This window comes from Paenibacillus sp. FSL R7-0313 (assembly GCF_037969885.1).
Lineage (GTDB): Bacteria > Bacillota > Bacilli > Paenibacillales > Paenibacillaceae > Paenibacillus.
Genome location: NZ_CP150219.1, coordinates 5289515 through 5312818, shown reverse-complemented (window position 1 = coordinate 5312818; position 23304 = coordinate 5289515). Strand labels below are relative to the sequence as shown.

Here is a 23304-nt window from a genome sequence, read left to right as displayed (position 1 = left end):
GTAGCTGGTATGTTGTTATGGAATTTTACGAATGTCCTATACTAGCATTATGACAATTCATAGATTAATAGGGCAGGAGTGAAGATGATGTACAAACACGGACAGCAAGTATGGGGGTCAGTAGATATCAGTAAAGGGGTTACCATTACAGAAAACAACAACACATTTACATTTCATGTAGATGACTCGTCATATACGATAACTATACCTGTTGGTACCTACAAGACAAGTCAACAAAGGCATGAATCTGAACTTATTCAGGCCATTTCGAAGGCAGGGGCGGCTCAGAACACTCCTGTACGATTTATTTTGGGCGGAATGCATTATGATGAGAAGTATAATGTATTGATTTTGGAACATACGGATACGAACAACGAACATGTTATCGATCAATTTGCGGGAAATGCCATCGATACGTTGTTTGGTCAAGTGAAGTTTAATCTTCCGCCGAGGGATTAGTGCGTCGAGTCGTTCTACACGTGTTGTTAAACAAGGAGATCACATAAGATGTGGTCTCTTTTTCATTTTTTGAAGAGAGATTCTATGGAAAAAGGATTATTGCAAGATGGGTGATGCCAGATTGGGTATGAGAAATCGACCATAACACAACATATTATGTTAATATAGTTAACATTGGTGTCGTGAAAATTGTATATTGTCAGGAAATATGTTTATATATCGCGGTATTTAACTTAAAAATCGTGAATTTTACATTTTGAAAATAGTTTATTGTCTAAATAACAGCTCATATGTAATGATTGGTGACATTCACAGGTGCAACAAAATGGGATGAACAAAGTGGAGTGGCAATCATGTGAATTCATTCAGAGAGTGTGCGAAAGGGGAAAGGTCAAATGAGATTATTTCAAAGACGTAAGGCAGGCAAGGCAAGTTCAATCCTCGCAGTGGTAACAGCATTCACTCTATTATTATCTGCATGTTCGTCGGGAAGCGAATCAACATCTTCATCTGGAGAGTCGGGTTCGGGGGAAAAAACAACTTTGAAAGTAGAAATCTTCGATCGGGGAAACACTCCGGCGGGCTACACCATTTCGGACAGTTATCTGACTCGCTTCATTCAAGAGAAGTTTGGTGATCCAAACAACATCGATGTTCAATTTGTTCCGGTACCACGCTCGGAGGAAGTACAGAAGCTTAACGTTCTGATGGCGAGTGGATCTGAAGTACCTGATATCGTATTTACCTACGACTCGGGAACATTCAACCGATATGCAGAGCAAGGCGGTCTGACTGAACTTACGGATCTGATCAATCAAAGCGGTCCTAACCTGAAGAAGTTCCTGGGAGATGAAACGCTGGCTTACGGTCAATACGATGGACAACAGTTTGCGGTTCCAGGTAAACGTCTTGTTCTAGGCAAGTACGCATCCTATGTTCGTCAGGACTGGCTGGATGCGCTCGGATTGCCTTCACCTGAGACAGCTGAGGAGCTGCATACAACACTGAAAGCCTTTAAGGAAAAAGATCCGGGTAAAGTCGGTACAGGACTTATCCCCATGGGGATGTCGATTGCCTCGGCTCAATATGAACCCCTGATCTGGTCATTCATTGAACCGCTAACGGAAGAACAAAAATATACATTAACGCAGCAACTGGGTTCCAATGACTATCCAACGTTGTTGCCTGGTTTCAAGGACGCTCTGAAATATATGAACACACTTTATAATGAAGGATTAATGAGCAAGGACTTTGGACTCGACAAAGACAAGAAAAAGCTGTGGGAAGATGTATCTAACGGCAAAGTTGGATTCTACACCGAGGATGCGGGGGAGATTTACATCTCCGGTACGTACAAAAACCTGCAAACCAATCAACCGGATGCAGTAATGACACCGATTGATGCATTCAAAAACTCCGAAGGCAAATTTGCCAAACCGGCATATGCACCCAATGCGATGTATGTCATGATCCCAAAATCGAGCAAAAATGCGGAAGCAGCGATGAAGTATCTGGATTGGATGGCTTCAGGCAACAACCTGTTCGACCTGCAATTTGGTGTTGAAAATGAGAACTATGAGCTCGTGGATGGTGTACCACTGATCAAAGATGATGCTTCACCTGAAATCGCAGGTCGTATCTATAATTCCGGTGACATTGCCATTATCGTTAATGGTAAATACGTTGGGGATGACAAGAAAAATGAAGAGGCTTATGTCGTACAGGTAGAGTCGAAGTATCGGGATGACATGCGCAAGTCGGTAGCGATCTCTAACACGGACACGATTCAACCGGTACGCTTCTCCAAACCGATTGATGCAGAAGCACGTTACGGTAACGGCTTGAAAGACAAATTCATGGAGTTCTTCGTGAAAACAACCATTTCCAAACCCGCTGATTTTGAAGCCACGTATGACAGCATGATGAAAGACTACATGGCAAGCGGTGGTCAAGCGATCCTGGATGAACGTACAGAAGCTTACAAAGCGATGAAATAAGTAGAGTAGAGTTCACATCTAATGTGTATGACAACAAAGAACAGGGAATTCATTAGGGCGATGGCAACATCGCCTTGATGAAGAATCCTGAATGACATGGGGGGAAGGTTTATGAAAACAAGCATCTATTTCCGCAGAAACTGGCAACTATATGCGTTGCTCCTACTGCCCATGATCTACTTCATTATTTTCAAGTATGGGCCAATGTATGGCGTGCAGATTGCGTTCAAGGACTTTAACTTCTTTCAAGGGATCTCCGGTAGTGAGTGGATTGGCTTGGATGCATTCAGAGAAGTGTTTCAAAATCAGGGGTTTTACACTGCATTACGCAACACGTTATTGCTAAACATGCTGGATCTACTGGTTTCTTTCCCGGCGCCACTTATACTGGCCATCTTATTGTTTGAGCTGAAGAAGGCTTGGTTCAAAAAGTTGGCACAGACCTTACTGTACATTCCTCACTTTATTTCGTGGGTCATTATTGGAGGGATCGTACTTCAGGTATTCGGTACGCAATCAGGTTTCATTAACAATATCTTGATGAGCATGGGATTTGATCCATTACCTTTCCTTTCAGACAAAAACTATTGGCTCTTCACGTATCTTGCGGTAGGCGTGTGGCAGAGTGCAGGCTGGGGAACGATTCTGTATCTGGCATCCCTGACAGGGATTAACCGGGAACTGTACGAAGCGGCAGAAGTGGATGGAGCAAGTCGGCTACGCAGAATCTGGCACATCTCCTTGCCAGGCATCAAAACAACGATTGTTACCTTATTGATCATCAATGTCGGCAACATGATCTCTATCGGGTTCGACCGACCATTTATTATCGGAAATGTGGCTGTACGTGAATACTCGGATGTGCTCAGCACGTTTGTGTATCGTGTCGGTTTACAATCCGGTCAGGTCACGCTAGCAACGGCTGTAGGTTTGTTCCAGGCTTTAGTTGGACTTGTCTTCATACTCGGAGCGAACTATACGTCCAAGAAATTAACCGATGAGAGCATTATGTAGTGGATTGAATCACATATGATCTGTAAGGAGTGAGTGAGATGTCTGAAAACACGGCGAATCGAATATTCAACACGGTAAACGTCATTCTTATTATCATTACGATGGTGCTGTGTCTTGCACCATTCATTCATATTATTGCGATCTCGCTCAGCTCAAACCGGGCGATCGGTTCAGGAGAAGTTTCCTTTTTCCCCAAAGAATTGTCCTTTGAGGCGTATACCAAAGTATTTGCAGATGGATCGATGATTCGTTCCCTCATCTATACCATTTGGCTGACCGTCCTGAGTACGGTACTAAGCATGGTGATGACCATTGCAGCGGCATATCCACTGGCGAAGAGTAATCTGAAAGGGCGAAAGTGGTTCATGCTTGTCATTGTCGTGACGATGTTCTTCAGTGGCGGTATTATTCCCGAGTACATTCTGATCAAAAATCTGCATCTACTTGATAGCACATGGGGACTTATTCTGCCTGGATTGATTAGTCCGTTCTACATGATTATCCTCATTACCTTTTTCCGAGGTATTCCCGAAAGTCTGGAAGAAGCAGCAGGTATTGATGGAAGCAGCCACTTCGGAACACTTATGCGCATTATTTTGCCGCTATCCCTTCCGGTTATGGCAACACTGAGCCTGTTCTACGCGGTAGGACGGTGGAATGGTTTCCAGGATGCACTCATGTATATTACCAAGCCTGAGCTATACCCTCTACAATTGAAGTTGTATCAGATGATTCAGCAAAACCAGATTACAGAATTGATGCAGAACGAAGGCATTGGTGCCGTTCAGGTCCTGCCTGAGAGTCTGAAAGCAGCTAGTGTTATATTCTCCACGTTACCGATCCTGCTTGTGTATCCGTGGTTGCAGCGGTACTTTATCAGTGGCGTAATGGTAGGTGCTGTAAAAGGTTAATAGAGGTTGTTCAAAAAGTTCACTTTTGATTACGAATGATGCCTAGTGGCATCATCAGTATCGAATATGAAATTTAGCCGAAATAGGTTGATGCTTACGAAGTATGTTTCCTTCAGAAACATTGTAGTTGCTCACGTAGTTGTCCTACGCTCCGCAACTCCATTTCTAGCTTAATTCCATCTTCTTGGTACTGAAAACTGATCTTTTTGAACACGCACCTATAGTCTCGGGAGGGCGCATGACATGACACAACGAATGGTAGAAAAGATGTCGAAAGAGCAGCAGTATCTTGTAAATCAATCCATGACGATGATGGATAGCTTCTATGATAAGGAACTGGATCTGCTTCGGAGTTTCGAAGAAGAGGATTCATCGCAGCACAGCACACGAGCCAGTGCGCATTATGCGCTCGGGTTGTTGATTCGAAATGAGCCTGGTGATGTGGAACGCGCGATACGGGTGTTCCACAAGGTGCTCGATGTTCAATATGACGCTCCGGATGAGATCTATCACGGAACCTTCGCGACCCGACCAACTGATGCGCATCCACCAGCGGGTCACTATGCTTGGAAATCTTTTGCGCCAGGCACGGCCTATTTCCTGGAACGCACCTTTGAGAAGGTGTCTGCGCAGTTTATCCATAAACTACAGGAAGATGGATCTCTGCTCACAGAGGCGGCAGATTCCAAACAACTGAAACGCCTTTTTCATTCAGCAGTGAATCAGGTTCTGCCACCGGTCTGGATCAGCTATGATCCCAACTGGCGCGAGTTTATCGCTTGTGTCTGTGTGGTCGTAACTGCCGAATTCGGTGAACTTATACCGGAGACACTCATGAAACGGATGGACCATGCGATGGAGTTGGCTGTCCAAGGGTCAATAGAACGCAGGTTATCTGACGTAATCCCCATGAACACGAATATTGAGTTAATGCATATTTTCATCACCCACTACTACGGCCATCGCTTGAACCGAACAGAATGGATTCAGCATTCGGATGAACAGGCAGAGGGATTGATGCAGGAGTTTGAACAGTACGACGGGACATTCGCTGAATTCAATACAACAACGTATTACGGAGTCGATCTCTCCGTGCTTGGCATGTATCGAAAGTATGGTCTCACCAAACGTTTGGTTGAAATTGGACACCGGATTGAGCACGGGTTGTGGAATAACATTGCACTTTATTACAATGCCAACCTGGAGAATCTCTCTGGCCCATTCTCTCGGGCGTACGACATGGAGATGCGAGAGCATAGTTCAATCGGTGTATTTATCTATCTTTTGCTTGGTGAAGGGTATGAATATCTGACAGGCATCAACTGTGAATCAGGCCATGATCCATTGATTGCGCTCCTTGGGGTAGATGTGCCCGCGAAAGCCGTGCCGTATTTCAAGGCTCATCAAGAAGATCGGCTTGTGCAGAAACAGTTCATGGAACTGTGTGAGCGTAATGATCCAACGTCCAATCGGAATTTGTGTACGGCCAAAGCCTGGATCGGAGAGGATCGGATGATCGGGGCCATGTCGGGAAGTGTGAATACGAACGGACAGATGCATCCCGCCACGATCCACTGGCAGACAGAGACGGGTGAGCGTTATTATCTTCGCTTGATCCGCCGTGAGGTAGGCGAGGGTTGGAACAGTCATCTGCGCGGAGTGACGTTTGACGCGGATCTCACGCCAGATTCGTTAACCATTGATGTGGAACTGGATACGGCGGAAGAGATCGATGTTTATTTTGAAATCAGAGGACCATCCCTCCGGCAGCAGGACATTACACCAGCGTTATGGCAGTTCCCGGGACTTACGTGTACCGTGAAGGCTGAGGCGCCTGAACCATCCGTGTTAATGTACGTGAATCATGCGGAGATCGTCTATCGTTATGTGCCTGGGAAAACTGCGAACAAGATGAGATTTGAATTGACCCTCCGTGAAAACAACGGATAGAGGAATGAATAGGTATATAAGATGAACTGAACATTTACACGAGAACGAAGAGTGCAGAACCGATCTGAAGAAGCGGAGCGTTCGCCTGAAAGCTTTCTGCAAGAAAGCTGCATCGGAAGCATAAGCTATCACCGGATTTTTCCCTTTGGAGAAGGGGATCAAAAAAACCTGGGGATAACAGCGATCGGAAGATGGTACTGCATTGGAGTGATCTAGTGTAAAGTTTATTGGTTCAACTTATATAGATAGAGATAAATGGAATATGAATGGGCGATAGAATGAGAGACAGGAGGACCAATCATGTATACGGACAAGCAGGAATATTCGTTTTCAACATGTTGGAATATCAAACGTCATGCGACCGGACAAGGCATGATTGAAGAGATCAAGTCTCTTGGGTTCAGACAGGTGGAATTGAATTACAACGTTACGGAAGAGATGCTGCAGACGATAGAACCGATGATTGAACGGGGAGAGATCGGTGTATCCAGTGTGCATAATACATTTCCACATGTGGCTGATCCGGATTACGGGACGGATTCCGTCCTGCTCGGATTCGATGATAAATCGCGCCGCAGACGGGCGATTGAACTGTTACTTCGCTCAGCTGAGTACGCACATCGTTATGGGGCCAAGGCTGTTGTTGTACATCCGGGTGAGGTTCCGTTTGAATACAATATAGATGAAGCGTTGAAAAAGATATACCACGATCAGGGGCCGGACTCACCTTCATATCAATCTTTATGGCAAGAGATGCTGGAGAAGCGGGAAGATGGCAGCGCACATTACCTGAGCCGGATTCAGGAGAGTCTGGAAGAGGTATGCAACTTGTCGGAGCAGCGGGGATACGGAGTGAATTTCGGTATTGAGACCCGTTCACGCTGTTATCAGATGCCGACGTTGCACGAAGCCGGAACGATTATTGGACACATGAAGGGCGCGCCGCTTGGACTCTGGTACGATATTGGGCACGGCATGATGATGGATCGAATGGGCCTGTATGACAATGTACGTGAGGCTAACGCATTGATTGATCACGTGGTTGGCGTGCATATTCATGAAACTGTAGGGTTGGCAGATCATTGGTGTCCATACATTCATAGTAAAGACATGACCTTCTTTGATTCATTTTTGGATATTATCGATCGTTCGCCGGTGAAAGTATATGAATTAAAAGCCGCTTGTACAGCGGAAGAAATCGATGAGAGTCATGGAATAATTACGGCTCGTATTGCTGAACGTCATGCGGCGCGTCAGCGCGGATAGGAAGATTGGTCTATTTAATGCTAAATGCATGGATGGGTGAATGGTAGGGGGACGGAGGAATGTGAAGTATTCTTCTCCGCAGATATCTGACGTCCAATTGGAGTAGAAGGTATCGGATATCCCATGTTGTGCGGGGATGTTTAATGGAAAAAGGGATCGGTTTCATCGGCCTGCTAGGCTTGGTGAGACGGATCCCTTTTTTTTGATATTGTTAGATATGTATATGTGATCGGTGTACAGCTTTCATTCAGATCACATTCGAATAGCATTCAGAAGCATTTTTGCGCACAATTAGCTTCTTTGCTGGGCACTCTTTGGAAAACTAACGAACCTGACGCACCCTATTCCACGCATATGAGTCAGATTGAAATCGTAAGGAATCTGAGACACCTTATCACTTCGTGTATAGCCCGTTTTTGCCCATTTCCACTTGTCGGCTCCAGTTTAACATTACTGAGGTTCGTTAGAATTTTCATGTTAGTCTAAACCAATTAATAAGGTGCCTAAGATTCGTTAGAGTGTTCGAAGTGAGTCAGAATTTGGAGAGAGAAGCGTTTATTCTACCTATCACCAAAGTAAGATTGGGCCTGTGATTCTTTTTACTCGTACATCCGTCGTTCAAGTTCAGCATAGGCAATCGCAGGATCATCACTGGAATTATCAATATAAGCGACAGATGAAGCAGGGAGGGGCCAGGCTACTTCTTTACGGACTAGAGAAGCTCTGAAGGCATCCCAGTTGGCTAACTTCCAATCATCTAGTGGGGATTGTCTTGCTGAGATCCGTTTGTGATACAATGCTTCATTCTCTAGATAAATATTGGCAACTCGCACATCCGTATCTTTCAGAGAACGTCCAATCCGTGCGAGTTCCTGCTCGATCCAGTCAGAGGTACCGATTTCCTTGGTAAATGGGCCCACAACCATTGTATCGATACCCAACTGAACGTTATCCAGAGCAGCATCCATCGTAATGCGGTACCCAAGATCACGGCACAACCGTTTGTATTCAGGCGAATCTCGGTCAGATGGGTCAAGTCCCTGAAGGGTCATGATTGCCTCAGCCGCAGGACGGAGCAGAATATCCATATCGAAGAAAGCAGCTTTATGTTTACGGGAAAGGGCTTTGGCAAGTGTGGTCTTGCCACTTCCGGCCCCGCCGAGAAAGAAAATTAGTTTGCTCATGAATGTAATGCCTCCTTAATTGTATTGAAAAAATAGTATCTGTAATTAAAAAATACACGAATATATAGATTCATCATTAGAGTTCATGAATGAAAGGACTTGTTTATTTTAACATAAATAAAGAAGCTTGTTGGCTAGACAGAAAAGGAAGGATAAGGTAATATCATACCTAGTTGTTCTATGCATAGGTTTCCGATGTATATGAAAAGAAAGGAGTGAGCGCGTTGCAGGTTAACAAACAAATGATTAAAGGCAGTACCGAGACATTGATTCTGACCTTGCTTCAGGAACGACCGTTGTACGGTTATGAATTAATTAAGGAACTACATCGTCAATCTGAGGGTGTGTTTAATCTGAAAGAGGGCACGTTATATCCTATTTTGCATGCCATGGAGATTGAAGGTTGGGTAGAGTCGTACTGGATGGAGGTCGAAGGCCGTAAACGGAAATATTATTCGATTCGTGACAAGGGGATGGAGGCCTTACAAAGTAAAAAAGCAGAGTGGAATTTGTTCCGTCGAGCTGTGGATCGGGTGCTTGGGGAAGGAGGCCTGACATGACGAATCGACATGAGCGAATTCAGCATTATCTTGATCACATGTGTGTTCAGGTTAAAGCTCGCGAAGTACATAATGACTTGCGTGATGAGTTGGGAAACCACATGGAAGAGATGATTTTGGATAAAGAACAAGAAGGTTATACAGAGGAAGAAGCAATTACATATGCCATTGAACAGATGGGTGATCCCGCTGTCGTAGGAAAGAGTATGCACCGATTGCATCGCCATCGTATGCATTGGGCGCTGTTAACGGGAATTGCCAGTTTGCTAATAATAAGCCTGCTGCTGATGTGGATTTATACGACAAATATTTCAGATGAAAACTATCAGTTGATATATATAAGTCATTTGATGTATACCATTTTTGGTTTAATACTGATGGTGTTTTTGATGTATTTTGATTATCAAAAATGGAAAAAAGCTGCCTGGTGGATCTATATTTTGTTAAGTGGTATGTTGTGGATTAATCCGCTGGTATCACCGTTTGATTACGGTGTACAACGGTTTTGGAGCATATTCGGTTTTACAATTGATCTTACAACGACATCGATGTGGGTGTTGCCTCTCGCCATAGGTGCAATTATGCTGGATAAGTTGAGCACCAAGTGTGATGTACAATCCGTCTCAACATATATGCTTCTTGTGGCTTTGCCGTCTTATAGCCTATTTCAAGCTTCAGATTGGGTACGATTGTTTCTGTTCGGAACGGCAACGCTAATCATGCTTGCCTGGATTACACGAAAATGGCTCTATACTTTCATCGGAGCTACAATAACCGGAAGTGTTATTATGTTGCAGTTGTTTTTGACAGGTGAATACAAGCGCTTTGAGAGACTCTCTGTCGTTTTGAATCTTCAGAATGATCTGCTGGGAAACTTCGAGTATAACCGTTCAATTATAAGTATCCTTCAGTCCGCCGGATGGTGGGGCAACGGTTTTGACATAACCTTTGGAATTTCCCAAAGGTTTTATATGGACTATCCCGGTGTGATGCTTATTGATGTGTTTGGCTGGTCAGCAGGTATTTTGCTATTGCTTGGAATCGTATGGTTTATTGCCAGTATGTTAAAGACGTTACCGTGTATTAGGGATGATTTTGGTCGAATGATTATTTTCAGTATTACAATCACGTTCGCTTTGCAAATGTTATATTCTCTTGCGATGACTACCGGGAAGGTTCCAATTGTCAGTGTCAACTTTCCTTTTATCGGGCGCGGCATTCATATAATATTAGAATACGCCATGGTGGGTTTACTGCTTGGAGTATATCGACGTAAAGATACTATTTCATTGAGAAGCAAACAGGGAGAGCCGATCACGACCATGTCAAAATAAAAAAAGATACGTGATCGGAGATCGGATGGTATAAGTCATATAATACGATGTTTAATCAGACTGATGTGCTCGTGCGTCAGAAGGAAACCAGATATGACGCAGGTTCACCCAGCCCTGGCTGTTGAAAGATAGACCACGTACCGAAGGCAGATAAGCCGTCTCTACCGGTTTTTCAGATAAATGGAACAGTAGGTTCTGGCTGACCAAAAATTGCTCAATGCGGTCTAATTCAGAAGTTCGATCTGCTGCGATGGGAGAGGCGACGATGGTTTGCAAAATCTTATGAATCGCTATGCGAGCAGAATCTTCCAAATGCTCAGACAACGTGGAGTAGAGATCATACCTGCGCAGTTCTTCGTCCCTGTCCCGAATGAGCGAGAAGAGAATCAGATCAGATTCCAGCCGCAGATTTCCTTTGAACTGCTCCATTGTAGCGGTACGGACGGTACAAGAGAAACCGCACTGCTCCAGTATGGACGCCAGATGTTGGGCATCCCTGCGATATTGTGGAATGGTTGCAATGTGCAGGGAGATGGGACTGGAGGATACGGAATTTATCGATATATCGCTAAATCCCTCCGAGTGGGCCTGGACTTTCTTGGTATTCACCGTACTAAAATCAGACACAACGACCTCAGAGTCTTCTGCAGTTCCATCATCTCTATACATTCCAGCAAGGCATAACTGAAGGTGTGCTCTTACTGCCGGATCGTTTAACGGTCCGGTTTTTTGTGTATTACACGTGAGTAATTTATGAACCATCACACCTGCACTAATCTGTGTCCAGTCTGCACCCGCAGACAAAGACGGATTATGAACTAGATGAAAGAACGGAGTTTCGATATCTTGGCTATCGTCCATTTTTGCCGAGGCACTCCACGGAATTTGCAGGATATCTACTCGGTCCATATGTGCTCTACCCTGAAAATACGAGGAAAAGGCTTCAAGTCTGCACAAGTGATCATCCCAGGCAGTGACCTTGAACGGCCCCGTCCCAACAGGTTTTTGCATCCCATGTACATCACTCGAATGCTTCATCTTATGTTCGTTTGTTCCTGGTGAGGGTACAATCGCCGCACGACTTGTTGTCAGGAAGGACAAAAACAATTCATGAGGACCTTTCAACTGGAAACACACGGTTAAGGAATCGACCGTTTCAATAGAGAGAATCTGTTTACTTACATCACGGTACAGTGTCCGGCGATCTGTAGATTGCAGCCGTTCAAACGTATGTACAATATCATGGGACGTCAACAACTGACCATCGTGAAAAGTAATACCTTTCCGCAAATAAAAGATCCATGTCTTTCGGTCTGCACTGACATCCCAGGTATGAGCGAGACATGGGAGAATCTCTCCCTGTTCACCCCGCTGAACCAACCCGTCAAAGACATGGCTAGTAACAAAGGATTCAGCTAATAGATTAATGTAAAGCGGATCAAGCGCATGAAGCTGTTGGCGGAGGGGCAACCGAAGTGTATCAATCTGCTCATTATTGGTGCCGGCTTCCGTATGATGTCCTGAATATCCAAGCAACCACTGGTTTAGATGATCCTGCATGATTGTTGAACTGGAGAATGCGCTCACCTGCTCGGCAGCTTGCTGCAACTCCCGGCGATTCATGGCCTGCATCATATATTCTGCGGCGATTTGATCAGCCGGAACAAGCAAAGTCAGTGAAGAACGCCGACCACGGCCACGCTGGGAAACCCAACGAATCCAATCAAGGGCAACCATCTTTTTGACAATCGTTAACGTATTGCGGTGTGTACAATTTAGCAACTCAGCGAGATCAGCGAGTGTAAGTTCATGTTCTGTATGGTGACCGTAATGACGATGCAACAGCAGATATTGCTGATGTAATTTCAAGTGTTGATTCCCTCCTGGAGGTGAACTCTGACGTATTCCTCTAAAATAAGAAGTTTTGTCGATTATAATTTCTATTTATATTCCTATTTTATCATCTAGAATATAACATAGAAAGGTTAATGGAGGTTTTTTCCATGATTGATAAAATAATGGCTTCACCGCAACGCGCTCTAATCACGCTACTGTCTGCATGGATGCTGGCGATCATTCACCAGTATTTATTCTATGGTAATGAGATTGGCGTATCGTATCCTATCTTTGCAATTCTCTTTTATGTGTTCATGTATCTGTTTGCACGGGACCGCATGAGGTCTTTCAAGTTCATTGATGCTTTTGTGGCGGCTGTAGTGCTATTGTTGTCGCTAACGTTCCTGTTATACGACAATGAACTGCTGTATGTTCTTAATTTTCTGGTTGTACCCGGCGTAGTTATCTTACATATGACGTATCTGATGGGCAGAAAACAGAAGCAGTGGTGGGAGATTGGTTTGATTGGTACGGCTATTGACCACTTGTTGCCTCAAGCCATACGTCATTGGGGGACGGTTGCTGCCATTGCTGTGAGAGCAGGAGGGCGTGGCATCGGCAAATCACAGAAAACAGTTGTTTTTAAAGTACTCATTGGTCTTGTGGCGTCCTTGCCTATCCTCATTGTAGTCGTTGCATTACTGTCCTCTGCTGACGGGGTCTTTGATCAGTATTTAGCCGGTTTTCCGGAGTGGCTGAATCAGCTGGCTTTTACTCCAGGGATACCGAGAATCATCTGGATTGTCATCGCAGGTGTATTGCTGTTCGGTTATGTATGGGGATTCGTACAGCCAATGCAATATGAGGCAGAGAAGAGAGAGAACGCACATTGGAAAAATGGAGCTGCATCCACGGTTGATAAGCGTGACCACACCTATATATTCTCTCCTGTGGACCCGACCACTGAAGGTAAGGTTACGAATAAGATTACACCCGAGCCCGAACGCACTCCAGTTCAGCGGGAACCATTCAGATTGGACCCCATCATTGTAGGGACGATGCTGGTTGTCATTAACTGTGTGTACGTTTTGTTTGTACTTGTACAGTTTTCGTATCTGTTTGGTGCAGGAGAGGGGCATCTTCCGGTAGATCTGTCTTACGCAGACTATGCGAGAAGTGGATTCGCAGAGTTAATTCTCGTCACAGGTATTAACTTCTTTATTCTTATTGTTGCTTTGCAGTATACCCGTTCGAGTCGCAAAGCGGGTTCCATCGTGCATCAGGTATTGCTCCTGATTCTGGTCAGTTGTTCAGCAATTATGTTGTATTCCGCGTTTATGCGCCTAAATCTTTATGAGCAGGCATATGGATATACGTACATCCGCTTCCTGGTACACGCATTTATGATCTTCCTTGCACTCCTGTTGCTGATTGCTGGCCTTCGTATACGGTACACATCAATACCGCTGATTCGCTGGTATATTGTGCTGGCGCTCACAGCTTATGTTGCAGTCAACTATGTGGGCATGGATAAACGGATTGCCGAGCTGAATATTGAACGTTATCATCAGACTGGCAATATTGATGCAACCTATCTGGCGAGTCTATCGGCAGATGCAGTTCCGTTACTTCGAGAGTTTGCTCAGGAGGAGTATCCGGATCTCAAGAGGGAAATGCTGGAACGTCAAGCATATCTGGATATGGATACATCAGATCGCTCATGGCCTTCTTATAACGTGGCAAGACACCGAGCTGAGCAAGAGTTGTCCAAATTGAGAACGGAATAGCTGAAGTGTATTTGTTTTCCCATACGGATTTATGCAAAAACAATATGTAAGTGTTATAATATAAAAACTAACCTATAAAGGGGGTGAATCCCTTGTTTGAACTGCAGGAGTTATTACCATATTTATTCTCGATTGGACTCATCTTCACCGTCAGTTATGCCTATATTGCCCATCTTCACTGTGGCATGACGGAGTACTGGGTGGAAGGTGGCGCCGGTGGTGGACTTGAACCTGTACTTCCCGCCCTGTGTTTGGACAGACAGCATAGACAGGAAGACTGGAGTCGCATGATTAGACGAAGAGAAGCGCCCGATGAAGATGAACCAGATTGTCATTCCTCGTTGAACGATTGGTCAACAAATCAACGAGGAGGATATATATGGAACATAAGACTAACAAGGGATTCACTTTTACTTCGGGCAAGGGACGGATCTATGGCCTGATTGTCATTTTGTTTGCAGTCATGCTGCTTGCCGGATGCAGCAACAACGTGTCGGAGATTACTTCATCGACACCGGGATTTTTTAATCACTACATTGTATTTCCACTCTCGTATCTGATACAGCACATTGCCACGATATTTAACGGAAGCTACGGGGTCGCGATTATCGTGATTACGCTTGTCATTCGTCTAGCACTATTGCCATTGATGATGCGTCAAGCCAAGTCCCAGCAGGGAACACGAGTCATCATGAACGCCATGAAACCCGAGATGGATGCGCTCAAGAAAAAATATGAGGGCAAAAATGACCCTGCTGATAAGCAAAAGCTGTCTCAGGAAACGATGGAGCTGTACAAGAAACATAAGTTCAATCCGCTGAATATTGGTTGCTTGCCAATGCTCATCCAGTTGCCTATACTTTCAGGTATTTACACAGCCATCCGACTTACACCGGAGTTGTCCTCTCACTCGTTCCTGTGGTTCAAACTGGGAGCGCCGGACTACGTACTCGCTGTGGTGGTCGCGGTCATATATCTGATTCAAGCCAAGGTATCACAAGCCAATATGGCGCCTGAGCAGCGAAAACAGTTCGCCATTATGGGATATCTCTCCCCATTGATGATGGCATTCTTTTCTCTTACAGCTCCGGCAGCGATGCCGCTCTACTGGACGGTTGGGGGGTCATTCCTGGTACTACAGACGTTATTATTCCGTAAAATGTACCCGGTGGAACATCCACAGGAGCCAGTGGTTGTGGAAGTGAGTAAGAAAAAGAATAAAAAATCTACCTCATCCAAACCTTCTCGGAAACCTGCAAAGTCTTAATAAACTTGGTCCCAGTTGGCTGCGGAAACATGGTGATTAAGGAACAGTGTTGAACACGAAAAACATAATGAAGAAGCCTGATCCATATGGATCAGGCTTTTTTTGTACTCTCAGGTGTTCCTTTTTAGTTTTTTTTACGAAAGCGGATGAAAAGCATAACGTCTACAGCCTGTTCCCCAATATCACTTAATGATGATATACTTACCTGATCAGATATGATATTGATAATCAATATCAATTATTGAGTGATGTATACATTGGAAAAAGTGAAACGAGGAGCGCGGATAGATGCAAGAGGAAGAAGCAAGACAGGGATTTACACCGGAGATGATTGATATGATGGCCAGTATCTGGACACGTTCGATCATTACATTAATAGATGTACGCTTTCAGAATGTAGCGTCACAATACCCGTTGGAGCAATATAAAATGCCTAGTAGCATGTTTATCTATGCATATGGGGGAGAAGCGCAAATCCAACTGAATGAAACCACATTTGCAATGGAACGTTTTGGCTTAGTTCACGGTGGGAAGGGGAGCCTGCTCAGTATTACGACTAAAGAGGAGATTGTGAATACCTTTATGGTTTTCTATAGAGCAGAATCACCTCTCTTTTTCAAGAAACACCTGCAGCAATTACTGGAGCAAGTCAATCCATTTGTTCAACAGTTTGGTTATACGCCAAGTAATCCCATCTTGCTACACGATTGGTTCCAACGGATGATGAATGGCTGGAAACGTGGCAAAGCGATGGATCAGCTACAGGCCAAAAGTTTTCTATATCAATTGATTCATGAGGTGTATAGGGATTTGGAGGGTGGTGAGATTCGGTATCTCCAGCCAGATCCAGCCTGTTCTGCCAAGATATATCTCGATAAACATTACAGGGAGCCGATTATGTTTCAACAAATTGCCGATATGTTTGGGATCAGTGGTGGACAATTGACGCGGTTATTCAAAAAAAGGGAAGGGATGAACTTACAGGAGTATCTCATTCAGAGGAGGATTGAAGCTGCCTGTCATGACTTGAAACATACAGAAGCGACGGTTAAAGAAATCGCAACAGGAGCTGGCTTCGCAGATGAGAAAAACCTGTTCCGAATGTTTAAGAAGCATTACAAGATGACACCAAGTGATTATCGGAAAATAAACGCACTATCCATGCAGGTTAATGGTATTGATAATGATTCTCATCTCCCTTACGATGAGAGGGAACTAGCGAGTCTAGTCAAGTCTTATAGAGATGGGGAATCAACGATGTTTGGATCATTAAGAAGTAAAGAAATGATTTTGGCGGCGGCGATAAGCATGATGCTCTTATTGACAGCATGTACGTCAGGGACGCCAGCGAATAATGGGGGAACGGCGAATACAACACCTGCACAGACACAGCAGACGACACAACAGGAAGGGTCGGAGACAAAAGCTTCGGAAGCAGTCTCGCAGACCAGAACGATAACCACAGTTAAGGGTGATGTTGAGGTGCCTAACAATCCTCAGCGAGTTGTAGTCGATTATTTGGTTGGTGATGTGGTAGCCCTAGGTGTAACTCCTTTAGGTGTGGCAAGAGCGGCAAGGGGCGAGAAGGAGCCTGTTTATGCTAACCAGATTACAGACTCCATAAAAGTAGCCATGGAGCCGGAAGATATCATGACGCTTGAGCCTGATCTTATCATTTTGGCATGGAGCGATGAGTCATATGATGATTTATCCAAAATTGCCCCGACCATTTATGTTCCTTATGGTGATATGACTACAGAAGAGCGGATACATTTTATTAGCGATGTTTTGAACAAACAGGAAGAGGCTAAGGATGTTTTGAATGCTTATACCGGAAAAATTGAAGAAGCAAAGCTAGCTTTTCAGAATGCGGGCCTATCCGATGTAACGATTACGGTTGGAGAATTCAGTGATAAAAGTAACTACATAGCTGGAGCCAAGCATGCCGTTGGCGAGCTTGTTTACGATGAACTTCAATTGCAGGCACCTTCAAAAGTCCAAACGGATATTATCGACGCAGATAAATATTGGGGCGATGTCTCCATGGAAGTATTACCCGCTTACTCTGGGGATTATATGATCTTCTTAGGAGATGGAAACGTTGCTTCTGATAATGCTGTGTGGAATGCCATACCTGCTGTGCAACATGATCGGATCGTAAAGGTGGATTCTTCGCTATCTTGGTCCACCGACGTAATGACTTCCAGTGCATTGATTGATTATATTGTTAGTCAATTGCTGGCATTAGCTAAATAAGAGTTAGAACGAAATTTTAATTGAACACTCCAAATTTTCAAACATGACCAATCGAATATATGGACGTTCATATCCATATTCGTTTGGATTGTCAATAGGTGATGAAAGGGAAACGAGATGAAAAGCAAGCCTGAACAAAAACGCCGTGGGGCGATGAACTTCACCATGTACATGGTAGTAGGGCTTGGATTAACGGTTCTCATGTCGGCGGCATCGATTATGTTTGGTGCTGCTGATATGAGGTTAGCAACGGTATGGGAGGCTATATTCCGATTTGATCCAATGCGCACTGAACATCAAATTATCCAAACCATGCGTCTTCCGCGTACCGTAGCCGATCTGATCGTTGGGTGCAGCCTTGCGGTATGTGGCGCTATCATGCAGGGGACAACGCGCAATCCGCTGGCCGACTCCGGGCTCATGGGGATTAGCTCTGGCGCAGCATTTGCAATTGCACTATGCCTGGCCTTTCTGCCGGGTTATTCGTATTGGCAGATGATGTTGTTCGCTTGTCTGGGAGCAGCGATCGCCACCGGTATGACTTACTTTACCGCGTCACTGGGCAATCGCGGAATGACGCCTCAGCGACTTGTACTGGCAGGTCTGTCTATTTCAATGTTGTTTGGCGCACTCAGTCAGTATTTGGCGATCAATTATAACCTGGGCAGAGCATTGACATTCTGGACGGCGGGTAGTACAGCGGGTGTCAAATGGGGAGAATTGCTGATTATCTCACCGCTCTTTGTTGGTGGTATACTGCTGGCACTGGCCTTATCCCCTTCCGTTACATTGCTCAGTTTGGGAGATGATGTGGCAAGTGGACTCGGTATTCGTAGCGGACTGGTTAAGATTTTGTCGACAATTATTGTACTCGTGCTGACTGGATTGGCTGTTGTTGTGGTTGGCCCGGTCGGTTTTGTGGGTCTGATTACACCGCATATTGTGCGATATATGGTAGGTGTCGACTATCGATACATTATTCCGGCAGCGGCAATATATGGTGCGTTGCTGACCGTATCGGCCGATTTGGCTGGACGCTTGATCAATAAACCGTTCGAAACGCCGATTGCCATTATATTTTCTATCATTGGTGTGCCGTATTTTCTCTTCTTGGCTCGAAGACAAAGGAGGGAATACGAATGACCAAGCGGCATTATACGGTGAAACGAGGCATTATCATCAATGTAGTGCTTATGGTGCTTATCCTTGTTTTTGCTATCATTAGCATGAATTCTGGCAAGATGAATCTTTCACCGCTAGAAGTGCTGAACGTTCTCATAGGAAACGGTACCGATAAGCAAAATCTGATTGTGTTTGACTTTCGTTTGCCACGAATTGTACTTTCGATCTTGGTAGGTCTGGGAATGGGAGCGGCGGGGGTCGTGATGCAGAGTTTGCTGCGCAATGACATGGCTAGTCCGGGAACACTGGGAATTAGTTCGGGATCGGGCTTGTTTGTCCTGTTCTTTGTTGTATTCATTGCACCAACAGGGAAGAGTTCCTTCATTGCTCTGCCTCTGTTGGCTTTTGTTGGCGGACTATTGGCGGCGGGATTGATCTTCTTATTATCGTATCGCCGCGGACGAGATATCTCACCAATCGGTTTAATCTTGACCGGGGTCGCGCTAGGAAGCGGGTATGGGGCGCTGACGACTTTCTTGACACTCAAGCTGGATGATTCGCAGATGAACTTCATGCTGTATTGGCTCGCGGGGAGCCTATGGGGCGATGATTGGGGCTATATTTCCATACTCACACCATGGGTCTTGATCTTACTCGGCTATATTTTTTACAAGGCTCGCATACTGAATGCCCTCCATCTGGGCAATCAGACAGCACAGGGGCTTGGTGTTTCCGTGAAGCGGCAGTTCTTGGGGTTGTCAATCGCTGCTGTTGCTTTATCCTCTGGCAGTGTAGCTGTGGGGGGAAGCTTCTTTTTTGTTGGCTTGATCGCTCCGCATATGGCCAGAAAACTGGTCGGTCCCGATCACAAATTACTCATTCCGGCTGCCAGCTTGGCCGGGGGTCTAGTCGTGGTGGTGGCTGACACGATTACGCGCACCGTTAGCCTGGTAGGAGATGTGCCGACAGGAATCGTTATTACAGTCATTAGTGTCCCATATTTTCTTTATTTACTAGCAAAAGCCAAATAACACAATCAATGATACAGTCTAAATATTTTGTGGAAAACGGCTTGGTAGGACTGTAGACTGCATTTTAAAGCAGAATGCACGATATCAAAAGTTCAAAGATCGAAGTTACCCTGTATTACCGCTATGCTTCTTAATCAATAGCATATAGAAAAAGATGCCATTACGAGGATATCGTATTGGCATCTTTTAATTTTTTCTCATTATTTGATAGTCAATTTGATTACTGGGAAATTTCATCAGGATTTATATCGCAGGTTCATCCGACAGCTGGAAACGGGAAACGAAATACCAGATGAGCTCGCGACGTGAGGATACCTTGGTTTTGGCGAAAATGGATTTTAAATGATCCTGAACCGTGTATACAGAAATATGCATCGCGGCAGCAATCTCTTTGGAAGAATAGCTGCGCAGCACATATCCGAGCAGTTCCCGCTCTCGACTGGATAATCCGTGGCTTTCGGCGAGCAAGGGCAGCAAATCCTGTGGCATCGCCTGCTCCAAACGGATAGCAATCTGATCCGGTCCCGTAAGCTGTTGCATGAGACTGGCATGAAGTAGGAGGTAACGGCCATCCGGAAGTTGGATACAAACTTTGGAGGGTGGATCGGTTGCAATCTGAGTACCCACGACCAGTTCTGCCCGATTCTTGCGCTGCAAGTGGGAACTCACTGCACGTACCGGACGGGGCAACACATCCGGCCCTACATGTTCCAGCATACGTAATTGGGACAGCCAATATTGAGCGGAGGCGTTCAGGGATAAGAGCTGGAACGTGTCTGAGGTGATCAAAATTCCGGGTTCCTCGGGACTTTCACTCGTGATCTCATCGATCAGTGTCAGGCTCGTGGACCGCAGCATCGATGCAATAGAAGCGGTCCAGGACTGAATCATCATCCGCTCCTCTTCTGTAAAGACAGCACTTTCTGTCTTACGATATAGGGTCAGATATCCCCAGCAAGCGTCTCCACTGACCAATACAGCACGTAGTTCATCACCAAACCCCGCTGGCTGAAGAATGTTGATATAACGTGGGCTTTGTTCAAGCTGTGAGTTCATGGACGTATGAAGTGTAGCTGTATGCTCACCGCTGCGAATTAATTCAGCGTATTTATGTATATCTTCTTCCATGTATTCATTGATGAATAACCGATCATGAATGGCCTCAATGCCATCTTCTGTCACGGCTCCTGTGGAGAGAAGAGTCAGAGGATCAACGGTAGTGAAACAGTATGCATCGTAAGGTATAACCGTATGGATCTGCTTGAGAACAGCTTCCCGATAGGTATGTGAGGTCCAGGTTCCTTTTTCAAGAGAAGTGATAAGTCTGTGGTTCCGATCAATACGTGATGTCAACAAGATTACTCCTCTCTCTGTGCGCATATCCCAATGTTCTGGGATTGTAGGCTCGCCGTATCCTTCTATAATGAAATTAGACGAACAACGAGTCAAGTCTAACTTCAATTCAAGAGGAGTGCAGTGTCCATGAATCACAATCCATCACCGATGAGCTGGGAAACAGCAGATGTTCATCGTTACGAACAATCGATAGCCCTGAAAATTCCGGGTTATTCTCATATGCATGATCTAATGGAACGGCTGCTTGCAGCATCTTTTGCGGATAACAACGATATTAATATACTTATAGCCGGAGCGGGAGGGGGAAAAGAGATTGCTCTGCTTGGCTTACGCCATACGGAGTGGACATTGACTGGTGTTGATCCTTCACTGCCCATGCTGCAACTTGCTGAGAAACGAGTCGCGGAAGCAGGCATCGGTTCCAGAGTGAAGCTGCAGCCTGTCACGGTTGAAGAATTGCCGGAGGATATCGTATATGATGGGGCGACAAGCATGCTCATGATACATTTCCTTCAGGGGATGGAGGCCAAGAGAACGTTTCTTACCAGTCTTGCAGCGAGACTTAAACCGGGTGCACCACTGATCATTGCGGCTGTAAATGCCGATCTTTGTTCACCTGCACATCCAATCATGATGCAAGCTTGGAAGGATCACATGTTGAGTGTGGGCGTCCTTCCTGAAGAGTGGGAGCGTTTTGCTGCTTCCTTGGGCCGTGAATCCGATCCCATATCCTCTGAAGAGATGACTCAGCTACTGACCGAATGCGGTTTCTCACATATTACACGATACTTCGGGGCGTTCTGGGTGGAGGGGTATTATGCAATTCGAAACTAACGTGAAGCCTATGAAAGATCAGATCTGGGTGATTGGCGGTTATGGTCAAGTGGGGCAGATGATATGTACTCAACTGGGGAAATTGTTCCCGGGTAAAGTATGGGCTGCGGGTACACGCATGAACCGTGCGGAGGAATTCAGCAGGTCTACAGGTGGTGCTGTGCTACCACTTCAACTGGATGTAACACGACCTGTAGAGCCATCCATGTTAAGGCCTGTGAAACTGGTCATCATGTGTGTGGATCAGAGCGATACCCGTTTTGTTGAAGCCTGCGCACAAGCCGGAACCGACTATATTGATATTTCTGCAAAATATGATTTTCTCGCCCAGGTGGAACAACTGCACACCAAAATGCAACGTTCCCAATCGACCGCGATCCTCAGCGTTGGATTATCACCCGGAGTGACTAATTTGCTTGTGCGCGAAGCGACCATGCATATGGATCAGGTGGAGGAAGCAGACATTACCGTAATGCTGGGACTTGGAGAGAAGCACGGAAAAGCTGCCGTGGAGTGGACCGTTGATCAGATGAATGCCACTTACCAAGTGATGAAAAAGGGCAAACCTGCTGAGGTACAAAGTTTCGGAGATGGCAAACGTATTGATTTTGGAGCAAAACTAGGGCAGCGGAAGGCCTATCGATTTAACTTCTCGGATCAGCATGTGGTTGCCCGGACGTTACGTATTCCAACCGTATCTACCAGACTCTGTCTGGACTCCCGCTGGATCACAGGATCCATGGCACTCTCCAAACGTGCAGGGTTGTTTTCGTTACTGCGTATCCCGTCTATTCGGAATGGAACGGTTAAGGCATTTGGCCTTATTCCTGGGGGAGAGCCGATGTATGCGGTCAAGGTCGATGCCGCAGGATGGGAAAATGGTGAGCAAATCCGCGTCGAACAACTACTGGCCGGCGCAAAGGAAGCAGATGCAACAGCAGCGGTAGCTGCAGCCGTGGCAGAACGTGTGTATAAAACAGAGTTGCCTCATGGTGTGTTTCATATTGAACAGTGTCTCTCTTTGCAGGACATTCAGGATGCACTTCATACGCCACTAAAGGTGACGACCAAGATCACCTAGTTTCATGTTCTTTTGCTGAGAACCTCCGATCTGCTATGATGGAACAATAATCATGGCAT

At 45.4% G+C, this 23304-nt stretch carries 19 protein-coding genes; 16 read left to right on the top strand and 3 right to left on the bottom strand.

Annotated features, from left to right (window positions below):
- Positions 1-84: 84 nt before the first annotated feature.
- From NSQ38_RS22925 to NSQ38_RS22900, 6 genes are all read left to right on the top strand, one after another.
- Complete coding sequence (locus NSQ38_RS22925; RefSeq protein WP_339784174.1) at positions 85-459, top strand: hypothetical protein; 375 nt, start codon at positions 85-87, stop codon at positions 457-459.
- A gap of 395 nt (positions 460-854) precedes the next feature.
- Positions 855-2456 (top strand): extracellular solute-binding protein, encoded by a 1602-nt coding sequence (locus NSQ38_RS22920; protein ID WP_339784173.1) that lies wholly within the window; start codon positions 855-857, stop codon positions 2454-2456.
- 111 nt (positions 2457-2567) lie between these two features.
- Positions 2568-3470, top strand: a complete 903-nt coding sequence (locus NSQ38_RS22915; RefSeq protein WP_339784172.1) for an ABC transporter permease subunit — start codon at positions 2568-2570, stop codon at positions 3468-3470.
- Positions 3471-3508: 38 nt separating this feature from the next.
- Positions 3509-4381 carry a carbohydrate ABC transporter permease gene (locus NSQ38_RS22910; protein WP_076249554.1) on the top strand — a complete coding sequence of 291 codons (873 nt, stop codon included), beginning with the start codon at positions 3509-3511 and terminating at the stop codon, positions 4379-4381.
- 243 nt (positions 4382-4624) lie between these two features.
- Positions 4625-6331, top strand: coding sequence for a hypothetical protein (locus NSQ38_RS22905; RefSeq protein WP_339784171.1), 1707 nt, complete (start codon positions 4625-4627; stop codon positions 6329-6331).
- Between the two features lie 300 nt (positions 6332-6631).
- Complete coding sequence (locus NSQ38_RS22900; protein ID WP_339784170.1) at positions 6632-7597, top strand: TIM barrel protein; 966 nt, start codon at positions 6632-6634, stop codon at positions 7595-7597.
- Between the two features lie 599 nt (positions 7598-8196).
- On the opposite strand, the gene NSQ38_RS22895 is transcribed toward NSQ38_RS22900, so the two are convergent.
- Positions 8197-8781 carry an AAA family ATPase gene (locus NSQ38_RS22895; protein ID WP_339784169.1) on the bottom strand — a complete coding sequence of 195 codons (585 nt, stop codon included), beginning with the start codon at positions 8779-8781 and terminating at the stop codon, positions 8197-8199.
- 224 nt (positions 8782-9005) lie between these two features.
- Here NSQ38_RS22895 and NSQ38_RS22890 point away from each other — a divergent pair, with 224 nt between their 5' ends.
- Positions 9006-9341 carry a helix-turn-helix transcriptional regulator gene (locus NSQ38_RS22890; protein WP_017688825.1) on the top strand — a complete coding sequence of 112 codons (336 nt, stop codon included), beginning with the start codon at positions 9006-9008 and terminating at the stop codon, positions 9339-9341.
- Positions 9338-10675: an FtsW/RodA/SpoVE family cell cycle protein gene (locus NSQ38_RS22885; RefSeq protein WP_339784168.1), complete on the top strand. Its 1338-nt coding sequence runs from the start codon at positions 9338-9340 to the stop codon at positions 10673-10675. The genes NSQ38_RS22890 and NSQ38_RS22885 overlap by 4 nt, the downstream gene beginning before the upstream one ends.
- A gap of 51 nt (positions 10676-10726) precedes the next feature.
- Here the strand turns inward: NSQ38_RS22885 and NSQ38_RS22880 are convergent, their stop codons facing one another.
- Positions 10727-12544, bottom strand: coding sequence for an ABC transporter substrate-binding protein (locus NSQ38_RS22880; RefSeq protein ID WP_339784167.1), 1818 nt, complete (start codon positions 12542-12544; stop codon positions 10727-10729).
- A 134-nt stretch (positions 12545-12678) separates the two neighbouring features.
- Here NSQ38_RS22880 and NSQ38_RS22875 point away from each other — a divergent pair, with 134 nt between their 5' ends.
- The 6 genes from NSQ38_RS22875 (at position 12679) to NSQ38_RS22850 (ending at position 19974) form a co-directional block, all read left to right on the top strand.
- A complete protein-coding gene (locus NSQ38_RS22875) occupies positions 12679-14298 on the top strand; it encodes a DUF4173 domain-containing protein (protein ID WP_339784166.1) in 1620 nt (539 codons plus the stop codon).
- A 92-nt stretch (positions 14299-14390) separates the two neighbouring features.
- Positions 14391-14741, top strand: a complete 351-nt coding sequence (locus tag NSQ38_RS22870) for a hypothetical protein (protein WP_256704410.1) — start codon at positions 14391-14393, stop codon at positions 14739-14741.
- Positions 14678-15565, top strand: coding sequence for a membrane protein insertase YidC (yidC, locus tag NSQ38_RS22865; protein ID WP_339784165.1), 888 nt, complete (start codon positions 14678-14680; stop codon positions 15563-15565). The genes NSQ38_RS22870 and yidC overlap by 64 nt, the downstream gene beginning before the upstream one ends.
- Before the next feature lie 288 nt (positions 15566-15853).
- Positions 15854-17821, top strand: coding sequence for an AraC family transcriptional regulator (locus NSQ38_RS22860; RefSeq protein ID WP_339784164.1), 1968 nt, complete (start codon positions 15854-15856; stop codon positions 17819-17821).
- A 117-nt stretch (positions 17822-17938) separates the two neighbouring features.
- A complete protein-coding gene (locus NSQ38_RS22855) occupies positions 17939-18964 on the top strand; it encodes an iron ABC transporter permease (RefSeq protein ID WP_091031293.1) in 1026 nt (341 codons plus the stop codon).
- Positions 18961-19974: an iron ABC transporter permease gene (locus tag NSQ38_RS22850; protein ID WP_339784163.1), complete on the top strand. Its 1014-nt coding sequence runs from the start codon at positions 18961-18963 to the stop codon at positions 19972-19974. Before NSQ38_RS22855 ends, NSQ38_RS22850 begins: the two co-directional genes overlap by 4 nt.
- 243 nt (positions 19975-20217) lie before the next feature.
- On the opposite strand, the gene NSQ38_RS22845 is transcribed toward NSQ38_RS22850, so the two are convergent.
- Positions 20218-21327 (bottom strand): LuxR C-terminal-related transcriptional regulator, encoded by a 1110-nt coding sequence (locus NSQ38_RS22845; protein WP_339784162.1) that lies wholly within the window; start codon positions 21325-21327, stop codon positions 20218-20220.
- Between the two features lie 129 nt (positions 21328-21456).
- On the opposite strand from NSQ38_RS22845, the gene NSQ38_RS22840 reads away from it, so the two are divergent.
- Entirely contained in the window at positions 21457-22164 is a 708-nt protein-coding gene (locus NSQ38_RS22840; RefSeq protein ID WP_339784161.1) for a class I SAM-dependent methyltransferase, read from the top strand.
- Positions 22148-23245 carry a saccharopine dehydrogenase NADP-binding domain-containing protein gene (locus NSQ38_RS22835; RefSeq protein ID WP_339784160.1) on the top strand — a complete coding sequence of 366 codons (1098 nt, stop codon included), beginning with the start codon at positions 22148-22150 and terminating at the stop codon, positions 23243-23245. The genes NSQ38_RS22840 and NSQ38_RS22835 overlap by 17 nt, the downstream gene beginning before the upstream one ends.
- Positions 23246-23304: the final 59 nt, after the last annotated feature.